The sequence below is a fragment of the Streptomyces sp. NBC_00525 genome, from assembly GCF_036346595.1.
In the GTDB taxonomy this organism is placed as follows: domain Bacteria; phylum Actinomycetota; class Actinomycetes; order Streptomycetales; family Streptomycetaceae; genus Streptomyces.
In genome coordinates this window covers 1814703-1832932 of the sequence record NZ_CP107834.1, presented here as the reverse complement: position 1 = coordinate 1832932, position 18230 = coordinate 1814703, and the positions used below count along the sequence as shown (strand labels likewise).

Annotated in this window: 13 protein-coding genes; 10 read left to right on the top strand and 3 right to left on the bottom strand. The window is 73.0% G+C overall.

All coding sequences use genetic code 11. The annotated features are described in order from the left end of the window. Window positions 1–221: 221 nt before the first annotated feature. Entirely contained in the window at window positions 222–488 is a 267-nt protein-coding gene (gene rpsT / locus OG710_RS08175) for a 30S ribosomal protein S20 (RefSeq protein WP_111331764.1), read from the bottom strand. 215 nt (window positions 489–703) lie between these two features. On the opposite strand from rpsT, the gene lepA reads away from it, so the two are divergent. The 4 genes from lepA to hemW all read left to right on the top strand — a co-directional run bounded on the left by lepA (window position 704) and on the right by hemW (window position 8273). Beyond that, a complete protein-coding gene (gene lepA / locus OG710_RS08170; protein ID WP_111331766.1) occupies window positions 704–2578 on the top strand; it encodes a translation elongation factor 4 in 1875 nt (624 codons plus the stop codon). 224 nt (window positions 2579–2802) lie between these two features. Then, window positions 2803–4692, top strand: coding sequence for an AMP-dependent synthetase/ligase (locus tag OG710_RS08165; protein WP_330238722.1), 1890 nt, complete (start codon window positions 2803–2805; stop codon window positions 4690–4692). Window positions 4693–5011: 319 nt separating this feature from the next. Then, window positions 5012–6928 (top strand): SpoIIE family protein phosphatase, encoded by a 1917-nt coding sequence (locus tag OG710_RS08160; RefSeq protein WP_330242190.1) that lies wholly within the window; start codon window positions 5012–5014, stop codon window positions 6926–6928. Window positions 6929–7040: 112 nt separating this feature from the next. Next, a complete protein-coding gene (gene hemW, locus OG710_RS08155) occupies window positions 7041–8273 on the top strand; it encodes a radical SAM family heme chaperone HemW (RefSeq protein ID WP_330238721.1) in 1233 nt (410 codons plus the stop codon). A gap of 67 nt (window positions 8274–8340) precedes the next feature. Here hemW and OG710_RS08150 read toward each other — a convergent pair whose 3' ends face one another. Both OG710_RS08150 and OG710_RS08145 read right to left on the bottom strand, forming a co-directional pair. After that, window positions 8341–9159: a DUF3097 domain-containing protein gene (locus tag OG710_RS08150; RefSeq protein ID WP_330238720.1), complete on the bottom strand. Its 819-nt coding sequence runs from the start codon at window positions 9157–9159 to the stop codon at window positions 8341–8343. 57 nt (window positions 9160–9216) lie between these two features. After that, a complete protein-coding gene (locus OG710_RS08145; RefSeq protein ID WP_330238719.1) occupies window positions 9217–9936 on the bottom strand; it encodes an MBL fold metallo-hydrolase in 720 nt (239 codons plus the stop codon). Between the two features lie 187 nt (window positions 9937–10123). On the opposite strand from OG710_RS08145, the gene hrcA reads away from it, so the two are divergent. The 6 genes from hrcA (at window position 10124) to OG710_RS08115 (ending at window position 18181) form a co-directional block, all read left to right on the top strand. Beyond that, window positions 10124–11140 (top strand): heat-inducible transcriptional repressor HrcA, encoded by a 1017-nt coding sequence (gene hrcA / locus OG710_RS08140; RefSeq protein ID WP_330238718.1) that lies wholly within the window; start codon window positions 10124–10126, stop codon window positions 11138–11140. Continuing rightward, window positions 11141–12277: a molecular chaperone DnaJ gene (gene dnaJ / locus OG710_RS08135; RefSeq protein WP_330238717.1), complete on the top strand. Its 1137-nt coding sequence runs from the start codon at window positions 11141–11143 to the stop codon at window positions 12275–12277. 112 nt (window positions 12278–12389) lie between these two features. Continuing rightward, on the top strand, window positions 12390–13460 hold the full coding sequence (locus tag OG710_RS08130) for a nitronate monooxygenase (protein ID WP_330238716.1): 1071 nt from the start codon (window positions 12390–12392) through the stop codon (window positions 13458–13460). Beyond that, the gene (locus tag OG710_RS08125) at window positions 13457–14203 is read left to right on the top strand and encodes a 16S rRNA (uracil(1498)-N(3))-methyltransferase (RefSeq protein WP_330238715.1); all 747 of its coding nucleotides are present in this window, start codon (window positions 13457–13459) and stop codon (window positions 14201–14203) included. The genes OG710_RS08130 and OG710_RS08125 overlap by 4 nt, the downstream gene beginning before the upstream one ends. Before the next feature lie 72 nt (window positions 14204–14275). Continuing rightward, complete coding sequence (locus tag OG710_RS08120; protein WP_330238714.1) at window positions 14276–14818, top strand: hypothetical protein; 543 nt, start codon at window positions 14276–14278, stop codon at window positions 14816–14818. Window positions 14819–14965: 147 nt separating this feature from the next. Beyond that, on the top strand, window positions 14966–18181 hold the full coding sequence (locus OG710_RS08115; RefSeq protein ID WP_330238713.1) for a S41 family peptidase: 3216 nt from the start codon (window positions 14966–14968) through the stop codon (window positions 18179–18181). The last annotated feature ends 49 nt before the right edge of the window (window positions 18182–18230 follow it).

Sequence of the window (18230 nt, the reverse complement as noted above, 5' to 3'; positions counted from 1 at the left end):
ATGCGCATGCGCATGCGCGTGCGCGGGAAGCCGCGCCGTACGCCGGGCACCCCGCATACGCCGAAGGCCCCGCTTCACCCTGGGGAAAGGGTGGCGGGGCCTCGGGTACAGAAGGGTGCGTCGCACCCGCGTGGCGAACGCAGGTTCGGTGTGCGACGCGGGGGCCGGTCAGGAGCGGGGTAGAGGGCCCGCTTGATCCGTTCCGGCGGTGCTCAGATCGCTCAGCCCTGGAGGGTGGCAGCCTTGGCGGCCAGCGCCGACTTCTTGTTGGCGGCGGCGTTCTTGTGGATGACACCCTTCGAGACAGCCTTGTCGAGCTGACGGGAGGCGTCGCGGACGGCCACGGTGGCCTTCTCGACGTCACCCGCGACGACGGCCTCGCGGGCCTTGCGGATCGCGGTCTTGAGCGACGACTTGACGGCCTTGTTGCGCAGGCGCGCCTTCTCGTTCGTCTTGTTCCGCTTGATCTGGGACTTGATGTTCGCCACGAAAGAGCCTTTTCAGGTTCGTTGGATCTTCTAGGAGTGTCCGTACGGCCCGAGAGCCACGGGGCACAGCTGTCCACGGTAGCAGCAGCCCTCGGACCGGCCCAAACCGGTCGCCGCCCCGCAGGCGTGGGACGATGGAAGCTACGTACCGATCCGCCCCGACCCGACATCGACCCGAGACACGGCGTCCGGCGTCTCAAGAATCAGGACCCTGCGTGCCCGCGACTCCTCTCCACGTGCCCGAGCCGAGCCGTACCGACCCGGCGCTGATCCGCAACTTCTGCATCATCGCGCACATCGACCACGGTAAGTCGACCCTTGCCGACCGGATGCTCCAGCTGACCGGAGTGGTCGACCAGCGGCAGATGCGCGCTCAGTACCTCGACCGGATGGACATCGAGCGCGAGCGCGGTATCACCATCAAGTCCCAGGCGGTCCGGCTGCCCTGGGCGCCGACCACCGGTGAGGGCCAGGGCAGCACCCATGTCCTCAACATGATCGACACGCCGGGACACGTCGACTTCACCTACGAGGTCTCCCGCTCGCTCGCGGCGTGCGAGGGCACGATCCTGCTGGTGGACGCGGCCCAGGGCATCGAGGCCCAGACCCTGGCCAACCTCTACCTGGCGATGGAGAACGACCTCACCATCGTCCCGGTGCTCAACAAGATCGACCTGCCGGCCGCGCAGCCCGAGAAGTTCTCCGAGGAGCTGGCCCACCTCATCGGCTGCCAGCCGGAGGACGTGCTGAAGGTCTCCGCGAAGACCGGTATGGGAGTGGACGCGCTGCTCGACCGCGTCGTCCGGGACGTCCCGGCCCCGGTCGGCGACGCGGACGCCCCCGCCCGCGCGATGATCTTCGACTCGGTCTACGACTCGTACCGGGGCGTCGTCACGTACGTCCGTGTCGTGGACGGCTCGCTGAACAAGCGCGAGCGCATTCGGATGATGTCGACCGGCGCCACCCACGAGCTGCTGGAGATCGGCGTCTCCTCGCCGGAGATGACGCCCTCCGACGGCATCGGCGTCGGCGAGGTCGGCTACATCATCACCGGTGTGAAGGACGTCCGGCAGTCCAAGGTCGGTGACACGATCACCTCGCTGAACAACGGGGCGACCGAGGCGCTGGGCGGCTACAAGGACCCCAAGCCGATGGTGTTCTCCGGGCTCTACCCGCTGGACGGCTCGGACTACCCCGACCTGCGCGAGGCCCTGGACAAGCTCCAGCTCAACGACGCCGCCCTGGTGTACGAGCCGGAGACCTCCGCGGCGCTGGGCTTCGGCTTCCGCGTCGGCTTCCTCGGCCTGCTCCACCTGGACGTGGTCCGCGAGCGGCTGGAGCGCGAGTTCGGCCTCGACCTCATCGCCACGGCGCCCAACGTGGTCTACCGGGTCGAGATGGAGGACGGCACCGAGCACACCGTCACCAACCCGAGTGAATTTCCCGAGGGCAAGATCGACAAGGTGCACGAGCCGGTCGTGCGGGCCACGGTCCTGGCGCCCAGCGAGTTCATCGGCGCGATCATGGAGCTGTGCCAGCAGCGCCGCGGCACCCTCCTCGGCATGGACTACCTCTCCGAGGACCGCGTCGAGATCCGCTACACGCTGCCGCTCGCCGAGATCGTCTTCGACTTCTTCGACCAGCTGAAGTCCAAGACGCGGGGTTACGCCTCCCTCGACTACGAGCCCACCGGCGAGCAGTCCGCCCAGCTCGTCAAGGTGGACATCCTGCTGCACGGCGACAAGGTGGACGCGTTCTCCGCGGTCACCCACAAGGACAAGGCGTACGCCTACGGGGTGCGCCTGGTCGCCAAGCTGCAGAAGCTCATCCCCCGGCAGAACTTCGAGGTGCCGATCCAGGCGGCCATCGGCTCCCGCGTCATCGCCCGCGAGACCGTCCGCGCCATCCGCAAGGACGTCCTCGCCAAGTGCTACGGCGGCGACATCTCCCGTAAGCGCAAGCTGCTGGAGAAGCAGAAGGAAGGCAAGAAGCGGATGAAGATGGTCGGCAACGTGGAGGTGCCGCAGGACGCGTTCATCTCCGTGCTGTCGACCGACGAGTCCGCCGGGGAGGGCAAGGGCAAGAAGTAGCCTCCCGGGCAGGACCGGCGGCCCCCGTATCGCAGCACGCTGCGGTGCGGGGGCCCGTTCGTTATCAAGCGGGGTCCGAATGCCCCTTACGCGGGGCGCGCGGGCGCTCTACTCTGATCACGACTTCTTGGTTACTCGCCAGTTAAACAAGCGGGATCGCAGCACGCAGGATCACATCAAGCAGCAGCCGGTCGTGAAGTACCGCCGCAGGCCCGGAGGATGTCGTGAGCGACACACAGACCATGATCGATAACCGTCCGCCCTCCGTGGCGACCCTCTTCATCGACCGGGTGGCGGCCACCCCGGACGGGGAGGCGTACCGCTACCCCGTGCCGGCGGCCGGCGGCGAGGGGCCCGATGTATGGAAGTCGCTCAGCTGGGCGCAGGCGGCCGAGCGGGTGTACGCCGTGGCCGCCGGGCTGATCTCGCTGGGCGTGCTGCCGGAGGAGCGCGTCGCGCTCGCCTCGTCCACGCGCGTGGAGTGGATTCTCGCCGACCTCGGCGTCATGTGCGCGGGAGCCGCGACCACCACGGTCTACCCCACCACCAACGCCGACGAGTCGGCGTTCATCCTCTCCGACTCCGAGAGCCGGGTCCTGATCGCCGAGGACGCCGTGCAGCTGGCCAAGGCCCGTGAGCGCCGTGCCGAGCTGCCCGCCCTCGCCCACGTCGTGGTCATCGACGGGGAGGGCGTCGGCCCCGCCGACGGCGACCCCGAGGGCTGGGTGCTCACCCTGGCCGAGCTGGAGGCCCGGGGCGCCGAGCACCTGGCGAAGAACCCGGAGGCGATCCGGGAGCGGGTGGACGCCATCACCTCCGAGCAGCTGGCGACCCTCATCTACACCTCGGGCACCACCGGCCGCCCCAAGGGCGTACGGCTGCCGCACGACAGCTGGTCGTACATGGCCAAGGCCACCGTCGCCACCGGCCTGATCACCAAGGACGACATCCAGTACCTCTGGCTGCCGCTCGCCCACGTCTTCGGCAAGGTCCTCACCTCCGGGCAGATCGAGGTCGGCCACGTCACCGCCGTGGACGGCCGCGTCGACAAGATCATCGAGAACCTGCCGGTCGTCCAGCCGACCTACATGGCGGCGGTCCCGCGCATCTTCGAGAAGGTCTACAACGGGGTCGCGGCCAAGGCCCGCGCGGGCGGCGCCGCCAAGTACAAGATCTTCCAGTGGGCGGCCGGCGTCGCCCGCGAGTACGCCCGCGTCTCCCAGGACAACTTCCGGCGCACCGGCAAGGCGTCCGTGCCCTTCGGTCTCGGCGCCAAGCACAAGGTCGCCGACGCCCTGGTCTTCGCCAAGATCCGCGAGGCGTTCGGCGGCCGGCTGCGCGCCTGCATCTCGGGCTCCGCCGCGCTCGCGACCGACATCGGACTGTTCTTCTCCGGCGCCGGCATCCACATCCTGGAGGGCTACGGGCTCACCGAGTCGAGCGCGGCCTCCTTCGTCAACCCCGGCGAGAGCTACCGCACCGGCACGGTCGGCAAACCGCTGCCCGGCACCGAGGTCCGGATCGCCGACGACGGCGAGATCCTGCTGCGCGGCCCCGGCATCATGCAGGGCTACCAGGGACTGCCCGACAAGACCGCCGAGGTGCTGGAGGCCGACGGCTGGTTCCACACCGGCGACATCGGCGAACTCTCCGTGGACGGCTTCCTGCGGATCACGGACCGCAAGAAGGACCTCATCAAGACGTCCGGCGGCAAATACATCGCACCGGCCGAGGTCGAGGGACAGTTCAAGGCCGTGTGCCCGTTCGTCTCGAACATCCTGGTGCACGGCGCGGACCGCAACTTCTGCACCGCGCTGATCGCCCTGGACGAGCCCACCATCCTCGGCTGGGCCGCCGAGAACGGCATGGCCGGCAAGCCGTACGCGGACGTCGTGGCCTCCCCGAAGACCGTCGAGCTGATCGACGGCTACGTCAAGCGGCTCAACGACGGCCTCCAGCGCTGGCAGACCATCAAGAAGTTCCGCCTCCTCCCGCGCGACCTCGACATCGAGCACGGCGAGGTGACGCCCAGCCTCAAGCTCAAGCGACCCGTCGTCGAGCGCACCTACAAGGACCTGATCGAGGAGATGTACGCCGGTTCCCGCGAGGCCTGACCGACACGCCGGCGGGCGTGGACCGACCTCCGGGCACGCGCGTACCGACTTCCGGTACGCGCGTAACGACTCCCGGCAGGCGTGAACCGGCGCCCCGCCGGGCGCCCGCCGGTGCTTCGCGCGCCCCCTGCAAGCCCCCCGCGCACAACGGCGCGGGGGGTCGGCGCGTTCTTCCCGCAACCTCTTCACCACCCACTTCGGTAACTCGGCGCGTATGCGGAGGGTCGATCTGTCACTCTGTCCGTGTCGTCAGCGGCGCACAACGGAGAAACAGGCAGAGCGAGAACAGGTCAGGAGCCGCCCTGTGGGGTCCATTCCCTTGCAGCGGGACATCGTGCAGCGTCCCGGAACCACCGCTGCCGCCGGCACCCGGCCGGTCGCCCGGACCAGCCTGCCCGGCAACCTCCTCGCGCCCGCGGCGGCCCGGCGGTTCGTCACCGCCGCGCTCGCCGAGTGGACCGCGCTCGGGCTGCCCGCGGCGGTCGGGTTCAGCGAGCGGCTGTCCGAGGACGCGGCGGTGATCGTCAGCGAACTGGTGACCAACGCCGTCGTCCACGCGGGCACCACCGTCGAACTGTACTTCCGGCTGGAGGAGGCCACCGAGGACGAGGCGTCCGCGCTGATCCTGGAGGTCTCCGACCAGCACCCCGCCCGCACCGTCCGGGGCGACCACGGACACAGCGCCGCCGAGGCCGCCGGCGCCCCCGCCGACTACGGACGCGGCCTGGAGATCGTCGCCGCCCTCGCCGAACGGTGGGGCATCACCTACCGCGCGGGCGCCAAGACCGTCTGGGCCCGGCTCCCCGTCGACGACTGGAACCCGTTCCCGGCGGGACGGGGCGAGGGCGGCCTCGACCGCGGCCTGCGCGCCGAACTGCTCGCCCCCACCGTCCGGCGCACCGCCCGCGACGACGGCGACTGGGCCGGGCGCGGCGCGCTCTCCTTCCTCGCCGAGGCGTCCGACCTGCTGGCCGGCCAGCTCGACGAGGACATCGTGGCGGCCCTCGCCGGACAATTACTGGTACCCCGGCTCGCCGACTGGTGCGCGATCTGGCTGGAGCCCGAGAGCGGCGGACCGGCGGCCGTCCCGCGCCTCGCCAAGGTCTGGCACGTGGACGAGGAGCGCATAGGGCCGCTGCGCGCCCTGCTGGAGGGCGACCCGCTCCGGCTCCCCGAACGCGTGGGGACCGGCGCCGTCACCATGCCGTGGCCCGGCAGCGCCGAGGACGGCGAACCACCGGACGAGTGGGACGGCGAACCGCCGGGCGAGGAGGAGGGCGTCGCCTTCGCCTACCGGATCACCTCCGGCGGGCGCACCCTCGGAGCCGTACTCCTGGGGCGCGAGTCCACCCTGCGCCTCCCCGACGAGCTGACGGCCCTGATAGAGGACTTCGTACGCCGGGTCGGCCTCGCGGTCGGCGCCGCCCGCGCGTACACCCGGCAGGCCACCATCAGCCGCATCCTCCAGCGCGGCCTGCTGCCCAGCAAGGTCGCCGAGATACCGGGTGTCGCCAGCTCCCTCGTCTACGAGCCGAGCGACGACGGCGTCGTCGGGGGCGACTTCTACGACATCTTCCCGTGCCCCGGCGACCGCTGGTGCTTCGTGCTCGGCGACGTCCAGGGCAGCGGCCCCGAGGCCGCCGTCGTCACCGGCCTCGCCCGGCCCTGGCTGCGGCTGCTGGCCCGCGAGGGCTTCCAGGCCGGCGAGGTCCTGGTCCGGCTCAACCGGCTGCTCCTGGACGACGCCATGGAGGCCGCCGAGGCCGCCGCGCTCATGGTCGCCGCCGCCGGCGGCCAGCACTCCGAGGACAACGGCGGCCAGTCCCGCTTCCTGTCCCTGCTGTACGGGGAGCTGGTGCCGCTGCCCGGCGGCGGCGCCCGCTGCACCCTGGCCAGCGCCGGACACCCGCTGCCGCTGCTGCTGCGCCCGGACGGCACGGTGCGCCCCGCCGCCGAACCGCAGCTGCTGCTCGGCCTCATGGACGACGCCGTCTACGAGACCCAGAGCTTCGACCTGGCCCCCGGCGACAGCCTGCTCTGCGTCACCGACGGGGTCACGGAGCGCCGCTCGGGCGGGCTGATGTTCGACGACGGCGACGGCCTGGCGCGGGCACTGTCCGGCTGCGCGGGGCTGAGCGCCGAGGGGATCGCGGAGTGCATCAAGCGCGCCGTGCACGACTTCGCCGAGCGCCCGCCGGACGACGACCTGGCCCTGCTGGTGCTCCAGGCCGAGTGACGGCGGCGCGGGCGGGCGGCGTCTGGGGCGGGTGAGGTCGGCCGGGGCGGTGGCGGCGGCCGGGACACGGGCGTGGCGCACGGTCGCCGGGCGGCGCGCGACAATGGGCGGTATGCCTTCCGTACTGCCCGATGGTGAACCCGTGCCCGACGACGGGGCGCTGCCCCGCCATGCCCTGGAAGGCGCAGCCGGCCGCCCGCTCGGCTTCTATCTGCACGTGCCGTACTGCGCGAGCCGCTGCGGCTACTGCGACTTCAACACCTACACCGCGACCGAACTGCGCGGCTCCGGCGGCGCCCTGGCCTCCCGCGACAACTACGCCGCCCATCTCATCGGCGAGGTCCGCCGGGCCCGCAAGGTCCTCGGCGACGACCCCCGCCCGGTCCGCACGGTCTTCGTCGGCGGCGGCACACCCACCCTGCTCGCCGCCGCCGACCTGGTCCGGATGCTGGCGGCGGTGCGCGAGGAGTTCGGACTCGCGCCGGACGCCGAGATCACCACCGAGGCCAACCCGGAGTCGGTCGGCCCCGCCTACCTGGCCGAGCTGCGCGAGGGCGGCTTCAACCGGATCTCCTTCGGCATGCAGAGCGCCCGCAAGCACGTCCTGAAGATCCTCGACCGCACCCACACCCCCGGCCGGCCCGAGGCATGCGTCGCCGAGGCGCGCGCGGCCGGGTTCGAGCACATCAACCTCGACCTGATCTACGGCACCCCCGGCGAGTCCGACGACGACTGGCGGGCATCGCTGGACGCGGCGATCGGCGCGGACCCCGACCACATCTCCGCGTACGCCCTGATCGTCGAGGAGGGCACCGGCCTCGCCCGCCGGATCAAGCGCGGCGAGATCCCGATGACCGACGACGACGTGCACGCCGACCGCTACCTCATCGCGGACGAGGCGATGACCGCCGCCGGGTACTCCTGGTACGAGGTGTCGAACTGGGCCCGCACCCCCGAGGGCCGCTGCCTGCACAACGAGCTGTACTGGCGCGGGGCCGACTGGTGGGGCGCCGGCCCCGGAGCGCACAGCCACGTCGGCGGGGTGCGCTGGTGGAACGTGAAGCACCCGGGGGCGTACGCGCAGGCGATCGGCGAGGACCGGTCGCCGGGTGCCGGGCGCGAGATCCTGTCCGAGGAGGACCGCCGCGTCGAGCGCATCCTGCTGGAGCTGCGGCTCGTCGAGGGCTGCCCGCTCTCCCTGCTCGCCCCCGCCGGACTCGCCGCCGCCCGCCGCGCCGTGGCGGACGGCCTGCTGGAGCCGGCGCCGTTCGACGCGGGCCGGGCGGTCCTCACCCTGCGCGGCCGGCTGCTGGCCGACGCCGTGGTGCGGGACCTGGTCGACTAGCCCCGCCACCACAGGACCGTCCGACGGGCCGTCCGACGGGCCGTCCGGCCGGGCCGGCCGCCGGGCGTCACTCCGGAGCGGTGACGAAGTCGATCAACTGCTCGACCCGGCCCAGGAGCTCGGGCTGGAGGTCGCGGTAGCTGCGCACCGAGGCCAGGATGCGCTGCCAGGCCGCGCCGGTGTTCTCCGGCCAGCCCAGCGCCCGGCACACGCCCGTCTTCCAGTCCTGTCCGCGCGGCACCACCGGCCAGGCGGGGATGCCCACCGACGCCGGCTTCACCGCCTCCCACACGTCGATGTACGGGTGGCCGACCACCAGCACGTCGGCGTCCGAGACCCGCGCCGCGATCCGGGACTCCTTGGAACCGGGCACCAGGTGGTCGACCAGCACCCCCAGCCGGGCATCCGGCGCGGGCGCGAACTCCCGCACGATCGCCGGCAGGTCGTCGATGCCCTCCAGGTACTCGACGACCACGCCCTCGATGCGCAGGTCGTCGCCCCAGACCCGCTCGACCAGTTCCGCGTCGTGCCGCCCCTCCACATAGATCCGCCCCGCCCGCGCCACCCGGGCCCGCGCGCCGGGCACCGCCACCGAGCCGGAGGCCGTACGCGTGGGGCGCGCCGGGCCGCCGGCCGAGGGGCGCACCAGGGTGACGACCCGGCCCTCCAGCAGGAAGCCGCGCGGCGCCATCGGGAAGACGCGGTGCTTGCCGAAGCGGTCCTCCAGGGTCACGGTGGGCCCCTCGGCGGTCTTCTCGCACCGGATCACCGCACCGCAGAAGCCGGTGACGGCCTCTTCCACGACCAGCTCGGGCTCGGCGGGCACCTCCGGGGCGGGGGCGGACTTCTTCCACGGCGGGGTCAGATCGGGCTGGTAGCTGCGCATCGCACGACGATAAGCGGGGACGGCCCACGACACGCCGAGCCGGAACCGGGAGCGGTCCTACGGCCCCTCGACCCGCGCCGCCAGCGCCTCCCGCTGGGCCCGGACGAACGCCGCGTCCACCACGGCGCCGTGCCCCGGCACGTACAGCGCGTCCTCGCCGCCCAGCTCCAGCAGCCGGTCCAGCGCCGCCGGCCAGCGCGCGGGCCGGGCGTCCGGACCGGCCTGGGGTTCGCCGGACTCCTCGACCAGGTCACCGCAGAACACCAGCGCCGGGGCGCCCGGCACCAGCACCGCCAGGTCGTGGCCGCTGTGCGCGGGCCCTATGTCCACCAGCAGCACCTCACGGCCGCCCAGGTCCAGCGTCCGCTCCCCGTACACCTCGTCGTGCGGCGCCACCAGCACATCGGCGGACACCGCCGCGTCCGGCTCCGGCAGCCCGTGCGCCACCGCGTCCGCGTACAGCGCGTCCGCTCCCCGCCGCAGCAGGTCCGCCGTGCCCGAAGCCCCGTACACCCGCGCCCCGGCGAACGCGGCCGTGCCCAGCACGTGGTCGAAGTGGGGGTGGCTGAGTGCGATGTGCGTCACCCTCCGGCCGAGCAGCGCCCGCGCCTGTGTGCGCAGTTCCACTCCCTCGCGCAGGGACGAGCCGGTGTCGCAGAGCAGCACCCCGTCCCTCCCCGCCACCAGCAGGGCCGTCGCGTCCCAGACCGGAAGGCGCCGGCGGCCGGTTCCGGGACCCAGCCGCTCCCATCCGAAGTCTTCCCAAGAGGCGTCCATACGGCGACGCTATCGGCAGGGACCTGCGCGGTCTCGCGGTAGCGTGGCCGGTCACCCTTGCTACCGGCCCACCCCGGCCCCGTACACTGGCCGGGGATCGCTGGCACTCGTACGCACAGAGTGCCAGGAAGGATCTCGGGGAAAGGCCCGGGAACCAATGGAGCAGACAGCTGGAGGTGTGCGCGCGATGCTCAGCGAACGCAGACTCGAAGTGCTGCGCGCCATCGTCCAGGACTACGTCGGGACCGAGGAGCCGGTCGGCTCCAAGGCGCTCACGGAGCGGCACAAGCTGGGGGTCTCCCCTGCCACCGTCCGCAACGACATGGCGGTGCTGGAGGAGGAGGGCTTCATCGCCCAGCCCCACACCAGCGCGGGGCGCATCCCGACGGACAAGGGCTACCGGCTCTTCGTCGACAGGCTCGCGGGCGTCAAGCCCCTCTCGTCGCCGGAGCGCCGCGCCATCCAGAACTTCCTCGACGGCGCCGTGGACCTCGACGACGTCGTCGGCCGGACCGTGCGGCTGCTCGCGCAGCTGACGCGGCAGGTCGCCGTCGTGCAGTACCCCTCGCTGACGCGCTCGACCGTGCGGCACGTGGAACTGCTCTCGCTGGCCCCGGCGCGGCTGATGCTCGTGCTGATCACGGACACCGGCCGGGTCGAACAGCGGATGGTGGACTGCCCGGCGCCGTTCGGCGAGACCTCCCTCGCGGACCTGCGGGCCCGGCTCAACAGCCGGGTGGTGGGGCGCCGTTTCGCGGACGTCCCGCAGCTGGTGCAGGATCTGCCGGAATCCTTCGAGAGCGAGGACCGGGGAACCGTGTCCACCGTTCTCTCGATCCTGCTCGAAACCCTCGTCGAGGAGACGGAGGAGCGGCTGATGATCGGCGGCACCTCCAACCTCACCCGTTTCGGACACGACTTCCCGGTGCTGATCCGGCCGGTGCTGGAGGCACTGGAGGAGCAGGTCGTGCTGCTGAAACTGCTCGGCGAGGCCAAGGACTCGGGCATGACCGTACGCATCGGGCACGAGAACGCCCACGAAGGGCTCAACTCCACGTCCGTCGTCGCGGTCGGCTACGGTTCGGGCGACGAGGCAGTCGCCAAACTCGGCGTGGTCGGACCGACCCGCATGGACTACCCCGGAACGATGGGAGCGGTACGCGCAGTGGCACGTTACGTCGGACAGATCCTGGCGGAGTCGTAAGTGGCCACGGACTACTACGCCGTACTCGGCGTGCGCCGCGACGCTTCCCAGGACGAGATCAAGAAGGCATTCCGGAGGCTCGCCCGCGAGCTGCACCCGGACGTCAACCCCGATCCGAAGACCCAGGAGCGGTTCAAGGAGATCAACGCCGCCTACGAGGTGCTGTCGGACGCCCAGAAGAAGCAGGTCTACGACCTCGGCGGCGACCCGCTCTCGCAGTCCGGCGGCGGTGGCGCGGGCGGCTTCGGCCAGGGCGGCTTCGGCAACTTCTCCGACATCATGGACGCGTTCTTCGGCACCTCGTCGCAGCGCGGTCCCCGGTCGCGCACCCGGCGCGGCCAGGACGCCATGATCCGGCTGGAGATCGACCTCTCCGAGGCGACCTTCGGCACCACCAAGGACATCCAGGTCGACACGGCCGTCGTCTGCACCACGTGCAGCGGCGAGGGCGCGGCCCCCGGCACCTCGGCGCAGACCTGCGACATGTGCCGCGGCCGCGGTGAGGTCTCGCAGGTCACCCGGTCCTTCCTCGGCCAGGTCATGACCTCGCGCCCCTGCCCGCAGTGCCAGGGCTTCGGTACGGTCGTGCCGACCCCGTGCCCGGAGTGCGCCGGCGACGGCCGCATCCGCTCGCGGCGCACGCTGACCGTGAAGATTCCCGCCGGTGTCGACAACGGCACCCGCATCCAGCTCGCGGGCGAGGGCGAGGTCGGCCCCGGCGGCGGCCCCGCCGGCGACCTCTACGTCGAGATCCACGAGCTGCCGCACGCGGTGTTCCAGCGCCGCGGCGACGACCTGCACTGCACGGTCACCATCCCCATGACGGCGGCGGCCCTCGGCACCAAGGTGCCGCTGGAGACGCTGGACGGCCTGGAGGAGGTGGACATCCGGCCCGGCACCCAGTCCGGCCAGTCCGTCCCGCTGCACGGGCGCGGCATCACCCATCTGCGCGGCGGCGGTCGCGGCGACCTCATCGTGCACGTCGAGGTGACCACGCCGATGAAGCTGGACCCCGAGCAGGAGCGCCTCCTGCGCGAACTGGCCGAGCTGCGCGGCGAGGAGCGGCCCACCGGCCAGTTCCAGCCCGGCCAGCAGGGCCTGTTCTCCCGCCTGAAGGACGCCTTCAACGGCCGCTGACGGCATGCGTCCCCGCGGTACGGGCCCGGTCCGGGGCCCGTACCGCGGCCGCACACCCCGCCGTCGCGGGGCGGACGGCACGGGACATGGGAGGACATGACACGATGCGGTCATGTCCTCCGCGCTGACCGACCTGTGCCGGTACCCGATCGTGCAGGCCCCCATGGCCGGCGGCCCCTCCTGTCCGCAGCTCGCCGCCGCCGTCTCCGAGGCCGGCGGGCTCGGCTTCCTGGCCGGCGGGTACAAGACGCCGGACGCCGTGCGCGACGAGATCGCGCAGATGCGCGCACTGACCGCGCAGCCCTTCGGCGTCAACCTCTTCATGCCGCAGCACAGCCCCGCCGACCCGGCCGTCCTGGACGGGTACGCCCGGCAGCTCGCGGGCGAGGCCGCCTGCTACGAGACCGCCCTCGGCGACCCGGACGTCTCCGGCGACGACGGTTACGAGGACAAGCTCGCCGTCCTCCTCGACGCCCCGGTCCCGGTCGTCTCCTTCACCTTCGGCTGCCCCTCGCGCGACACCCTCGACGCGTTCGCCGCGGCCGGTACGTACACCGTCGTCACGGTCACCTCGCCCGAGGAGGCCCAGGCCGCCCAGTGGGCCGGGGCCGACGCCGTCTGCGCCCAGGGCACCGAGGCCGGCGGCCACCGCTCCACCTTCCGGGACGACCCCGCCGACGACGGCGGGACCGGGCTGCTGAGCCTGGTCGCCCAGGTCCGCGAGACCGTGCAGATACCGGTCGTCGCCGCGGGCGGCATCATGCGCGGCTCCCAGATCGCCGGGGTGCTCGCGGCGGGCGCCGACGCCGCCCAGCTCGGCACCGCCTTCGTGGTTTGCCCCGAGTCCGGCGCGCACGCCCTGCACAAACAGGCCCTGACCAACCCGCTGTTCGTCCGCACCACCCTCACCAGGGCGTTCTCCGGGCGCCCGGCACGCGGCCTGGTCAACCGCTTCGTACGCGAGCACGGGCCGCACGCGCCCGCCGCCTACCCCCAGCTCCACCACATGACCTCCGTGCTGCGCCGGGCCGCGGCGCGCGCCGGGGACGCGCAGGGCATGGCCCTGTGGGCCGGGCAGGGCCACCGGATGGCCCGCGAGCTGCCCGCCGGCCGGCTGGTCCGGCTGCTCGCCGACGAACTGGACGCCGCACGCACGGCCGTGAGCACGAGGAGTACCCAGTGACGGCACCCGTCTTCGTCGTCGAAGAACTGCCGGACGCCCCCGAGTTGGTCCTCGACGGGCCCGAGGGACGCCACGCCGTCTCGGTGAAGCGCCTGCGCACCGGCGAGGAGGTCGTCCTGACGGACGGCCGGGGCCGGTGGGCACGCGGCGTCGTACGCGCGGCCGAGGGCAAGGACCGGCTGGTCGTCGGCGGACTGGACCCGGTCCGCGAGGAGCGGACCCCCGCCCCGCGCATCACCGTCGTCCAGGCCCTGCCCAAGGGGGACCGGGGCGAGGTCGCCGTGGAGACGATGACCGAGACCGGCGTGGACGCGATCGTGCCCTGGCAGGCGGGGCGCTGCATCACCCAGTGGAAGGGCGACCGCGGCCTCAAGTCCCTGGCGAAGTGGCGCGGTACGGCCCGCGAGGCCGGCAAGCAGTCCCGCCGGGTGCTGTTCCCGCAGGTGGCGGATCTGGCCACCACCAAGCAGGTCGCGGCCCTGCTGGCGGCGGCCGATTTCGCCGCCGTGCTGCACGAGGACCGCGACCACGACAGCGAACCGCTGGCCACCGTCGAACTGCCCGGCGAGGGCGAGATCGTGCTCGTCGTCGGACCCGAGGGCGGCGTCTCCCCGGAGGAACTGGCCGTGTTCACCGCGGCCGGGGCCCGCGTCTGCCGGCTCGGCCCCACCGTGCTGCGCACCTCGACGGCCGGCACCGCGGCCACCGCCCTGCTGCTCGGACGCACGGGGCGCTGGTCGTAACCGGCCCCCGAAGGGGTGGATGTGCCCGGAAGCGGCCTACCGCACCGTCCGTTGTGGTGGGAAGCTGCCCGTATGGGGACATCAAGGGCATGGGGCCGTCCGGCGGCCCGACGCTTTCCGGCCGTACTCTGCCTCGCCGTCGCGGCCGTCACCGGCCTCGCCGCCTGCGAACCGGCCGACGGGATCGGCGCGTTGAACACCGCCTCGGTGGCGCTGACCACCGACCACACCGCCACCCGCGCCCTGGAGCACGAAGGCGTCCGGGTGCGGTGGCTGACCTGTATGGCCTCGCTCGAAGGAAACGGCGCCAAGGAGGCCGGCACCGCCTCCGGAGCGCCCGCCACCACCCGCCGCACCGCCCGCGTGGACTGCGACGGCCGGACGGAGGACGGCCGGACCATCGCGCTCGGCGGCCAGGTCACACAGGCGGTCGAAGGGCGGTGCGTACGCGGCGACATGACCGCGAAGACCGGTGGACGCACCGTCTTCCGGGCCACCCTTCTCGGCAACTGCGCGGCGCCCGCCACCAGCAGGCCGCCCGCCGGAGCACCGGGGCAGGGCGTGCGCCCGACCGTCACGGTGACCGTGACGGTCACCGCTCAACCCGGCAAGTAGCCGCGTGGAAGCGCCAGTTGCCGTACCCCGATGGTCCGCATACCCCGCGGGCACATCCGGACGCGCCGCCGAGGCCGCCCCGGCGGCGCACGACGTACTCCGGCCAACCCCGTGCCACCAGGCATGCCCGCGGCCTAGGGTGACCGTGTGACACAGCCTTCCTACCTCCGGTACCCCCATGTCCAGGGTGATCAGATCGCCTTCACCGCCGAGGACGACGTCTGGCTCGCGCCGCTCGACGGCGGCCGGGCCTGGCGGGTCAGCGCAGACAACCGTCCCGTCACCCAGCCGCGCATATCTCCCGACGGCACCCTCGTCGCCTGGACCTCCACCCGCGACGGGGCGCCCGAGGTGCACATCGCCCCCGCGGACGGCGGACCCTCCCGGCGGCTCACCCACTGGGGCGACTCCCGCACCACCGTGCGCGGCTGGACCCCCGAAGGAGACGTACTGGTCACCAGCACCCAGGGCCAGGTCTCGCTGCGCCGCACCTGGGCGCGGGCCGTCCCGGTCGACGGCGGCCCCGCGCGGACCCTCCCGTACGGGCCCGTGGGCTCCCTCGCGTACGGGCCCGGCGGACGCGTCCTGCTGCTCTCGGCCACCATGGGCCGCGAGGCCGCCGCCTGGAAGCGCTACCGGGGCGGCACGGCCGGCAAGCTCTGGATCGCCACCGGGGACGACCCGCTGGACTTCGTCCGGGTCCACGCCGACCTCGACGGCAACATCGAGTGCCCGATGTGGGTGGGGGAGCGCATCGCGTTCCTCTCCGACCACGAGGGCGTCGGCGCCCTCTACTCCTCCCTGCCGGACGGCACCGGGCTGCGCCGGCACACACCCGTCGACGGCTTCTACGCCCGGCACGCCACCACGGACGGCACCCGGGTCGTCTACGCGAGCGCCGGTGAACTGTGGCTGCTGGACGACCTGGAGAGCGAGCCGCGCCGGGTCGAGGTCCGGCTCGGCGGCCAGCGCGCCGACCTCCAGCCCTACCCGCTGCACTCCGACTCCCACCTGACCAGCGCCTCGCCCGACCGCACCGGCCGGGGCAGCGCCGTCTGCACCCGGGGCGCCGTCCACTGGGTCACCCACCGCGAGGGCCCGGTCCGCGCGCTCGCCGCCGAACCCGGAGTACGGGCCCGGCTGCCGCGCACCTTCCAGGCCGACGGCGACCAGCAGGTCGTCTGGGTCACCGACGCCGAGGGCGACGACGCGCTGGAGATCGCCCCCGCCACCGGCACCGCCCCCGGCGCCGTGCCGCACCGCCTCGCGGCCGGCCGGCTCGGCCGCGTCCTGGACCTCGCCCCCGCCCCGGACGGCAGCCGGTTCGCGGTCGCCGCCCACGACGGGCGGGTGCTCGTCGTCGAGCGGGAGAGCGGCGAGATCCACGAGGTGGACCGCAGCGAGTACGGCGACGCCTCCGGCCTCGCCTGGTCGCCCGACTCCGCCTGGCTCGCCTGGTCGCACCCCGGCCCCGAGCCGCTCAGCCAGATCAAGCTCGCCCACATCGCCGACCTCGCGGTCCACGAGGCGACCCCGCTGCGGTTCCGGGACTTCGCGCCCGCCTTCACCGGGGACGGCAAGCACCTCGCCTTCCTCTCCGAGCGCGCCTTCGACCCCGTCTACGACGCGCACGTCTTCGACCTGGCGTTCATCGGCTCCTGCCGGCCGCATCTGCTGACGCTCGCGGCGACCACCCCGTCCCCGTTCGGCCCGCAACTGCACGGCCGGCCCACGGAGAAGGAGAAGGGCGGCGACGGCGAGGACAACCCCACCGCGCTCCCCATCACCCGCATCGACCTGGACGGCCTCGCCGACCGGATCGTGCCCCTTCCCGTCGAAGCCGCCGTCTACTCCTCGCTGAGGGCCGCGCGCGACGGACTGCTCTGGCTGCGCCACCCGCTCACCGGCGTCCTCGGCACCAGCGGCGCCGGGCCCGACTCCCGCCGCCCCGACACCGTCCTGGAACGCTACGACCTGGAGAAGCTGCGCTGCGAGGAACTCTCCTCCGACGTCGGCGGTTTCGCGGTCAGCGGTGACGGGAAGCGCCTCGCGATCATCAACCGCGGCAAGCTGTCCGTCGTCCCCTCCGACAGCCGGGTGCCCGCCGGTGACGACGACCACGACGACGCCGTCACCGTCGACCTGTCCCGCATCCGCCGCACCCTCGACCCGGCCGCCGAGTGGCGCCAGATGTACGAGGAGACCGGGCGCCTCATGCGGGACAACTACTGGCGCCCCGACATGGGCGGCGTCGATTGGGACGGTGTCCTGGACCGCTACCGCCCGGTCCTGGAGCGGGTCGCGACCCACGACGACCTCATCGACCTGCTCTGGGAGGTCCACGGCGAGCTGGGCACCTCGCACGCCTATGTGACCCCGCCCGGCGGCTGGCGCGACGAGGCCGCCCGGCAGGGGCTCCTCGGCGCGGACCTGTCGCGCGGGGAGGACGGCGGCTGGCGCGTCGACCGCGTCCTGCCCTCGGAGACCTCGGACCCGGCGGCCCGCTCGCCGCTCGCCGCGCCCGGCGTCGCCGTACGGGCCGGGGACACGATCGTCGCCGTCGACGGGCAGCCCGTCGACGCCCTGACCGGGCCCGCGCCGCTGCTCACCGGCTCGGCCGGCAAGCCCGTCGAGCTGACGGTCGCCCCGGCGGACGGGGGCGAGCGGCGCCATGTCGTCGTCGTACCCGTCGCCGACGAGGAGGCCCTGCGCTACCACGCGTGGGTCGCCGACCGGCGGGCGTACGTCCACGAGCGGTCCGGCGGCCGGCTCGGCTACCTCCACGTCCCGGACATGGTGGGCGCCGGCTGGGCCCAGATCCACCGCGACCTGCGCACCGAAATGGCGCGCGAGGGCCTGGTCGTGGACGTCCGGGAGAACCGCGGCGGCCACACCTCGCAGCTCGTCGTGGAGAAGCTGGCCCGCCGCATCGTCGGCTGGGACCTGCCGCGCGGCATGCGCCCCGCCAGCTATCCGGCCGACGCGCCGCGCGGCCCGGTGGTCGCCGTCGCGAACGAGTTCTCCGGCTCGGACGGCGACATCGTGAACGCCGCGATCAAGGCCCTGAAGATCGGGCCCGTGGTCGGCGTACGCACCTGGGGCGGCGTCATCGGCGTCGACAACCGCTACCGGCTCGTCGACGGCACACGCATCACCCAGCCGAAGTACGCGTTCTGGCTGGAGGGTTACGGGTGGGGCGTCGAGAACTACGGCGTCGACCCGGACGTGGAGGTCGTGATGACGCCGCGCGACCACGCCGAGGGACGTGATCCGCAGCTGGACGAGGCGGTCCGGATCGGGCTGGAGTCGCTGGAGCGGGTGGCCGCGAAGGTGCCGCCGGAGCTGCCGGGGCTGCCGGGCTGAGACGGTACGGGCGGCGGCCCCGAAAGCCGTCGCCCGTCGCGGGCCCGCC

Bases quoted from the DNA above. Each gene is read 5' to 3' on its own strand.
- OG710_RS08120 (WP_330238714.1), top strand. From the start codon at position 14,276: ATGGGGACATCAAGGGCATGGGGCCGTCCGGCGGCCCGACGCTTTCCG.
- hrcA (WP_330238718.1), top strand. From the start codon at position 10,124: ATGCTCAGCGAACGCAGACTCGAAGTGCTGCGCGCCATCGTCCAGGAC.
- OG710_RS08150 (WP_330238720.1), bottom strand. From the start codon at position 9,159: ATGCGCAGCTACCAGCCCGATCTGACCCCGCCGTGGAAGAAGTCCGCC.
- OG710_RS08130 (WP_330238716.1), top strand. From the start codon at position 12,390: ATGTCCTCCGCGCTGACCGACCTGTGCCGGTACCCGATCGTGCAGGCC.
- hemW (WP_330238721.1), top strand. From the start codon at position 7,041: ATGCCTTCCGTACTGCCCGATGGTGAACCCGTGCCCGACGACGGGGCG.
- OG710_RS08145 (WP_330238719.1), bottom strand. From the start codon at position 9,936: ATGGACGCCTCTTGGGAAGACTTCGGATGGGAGCGGCTGGGTCCCGGA.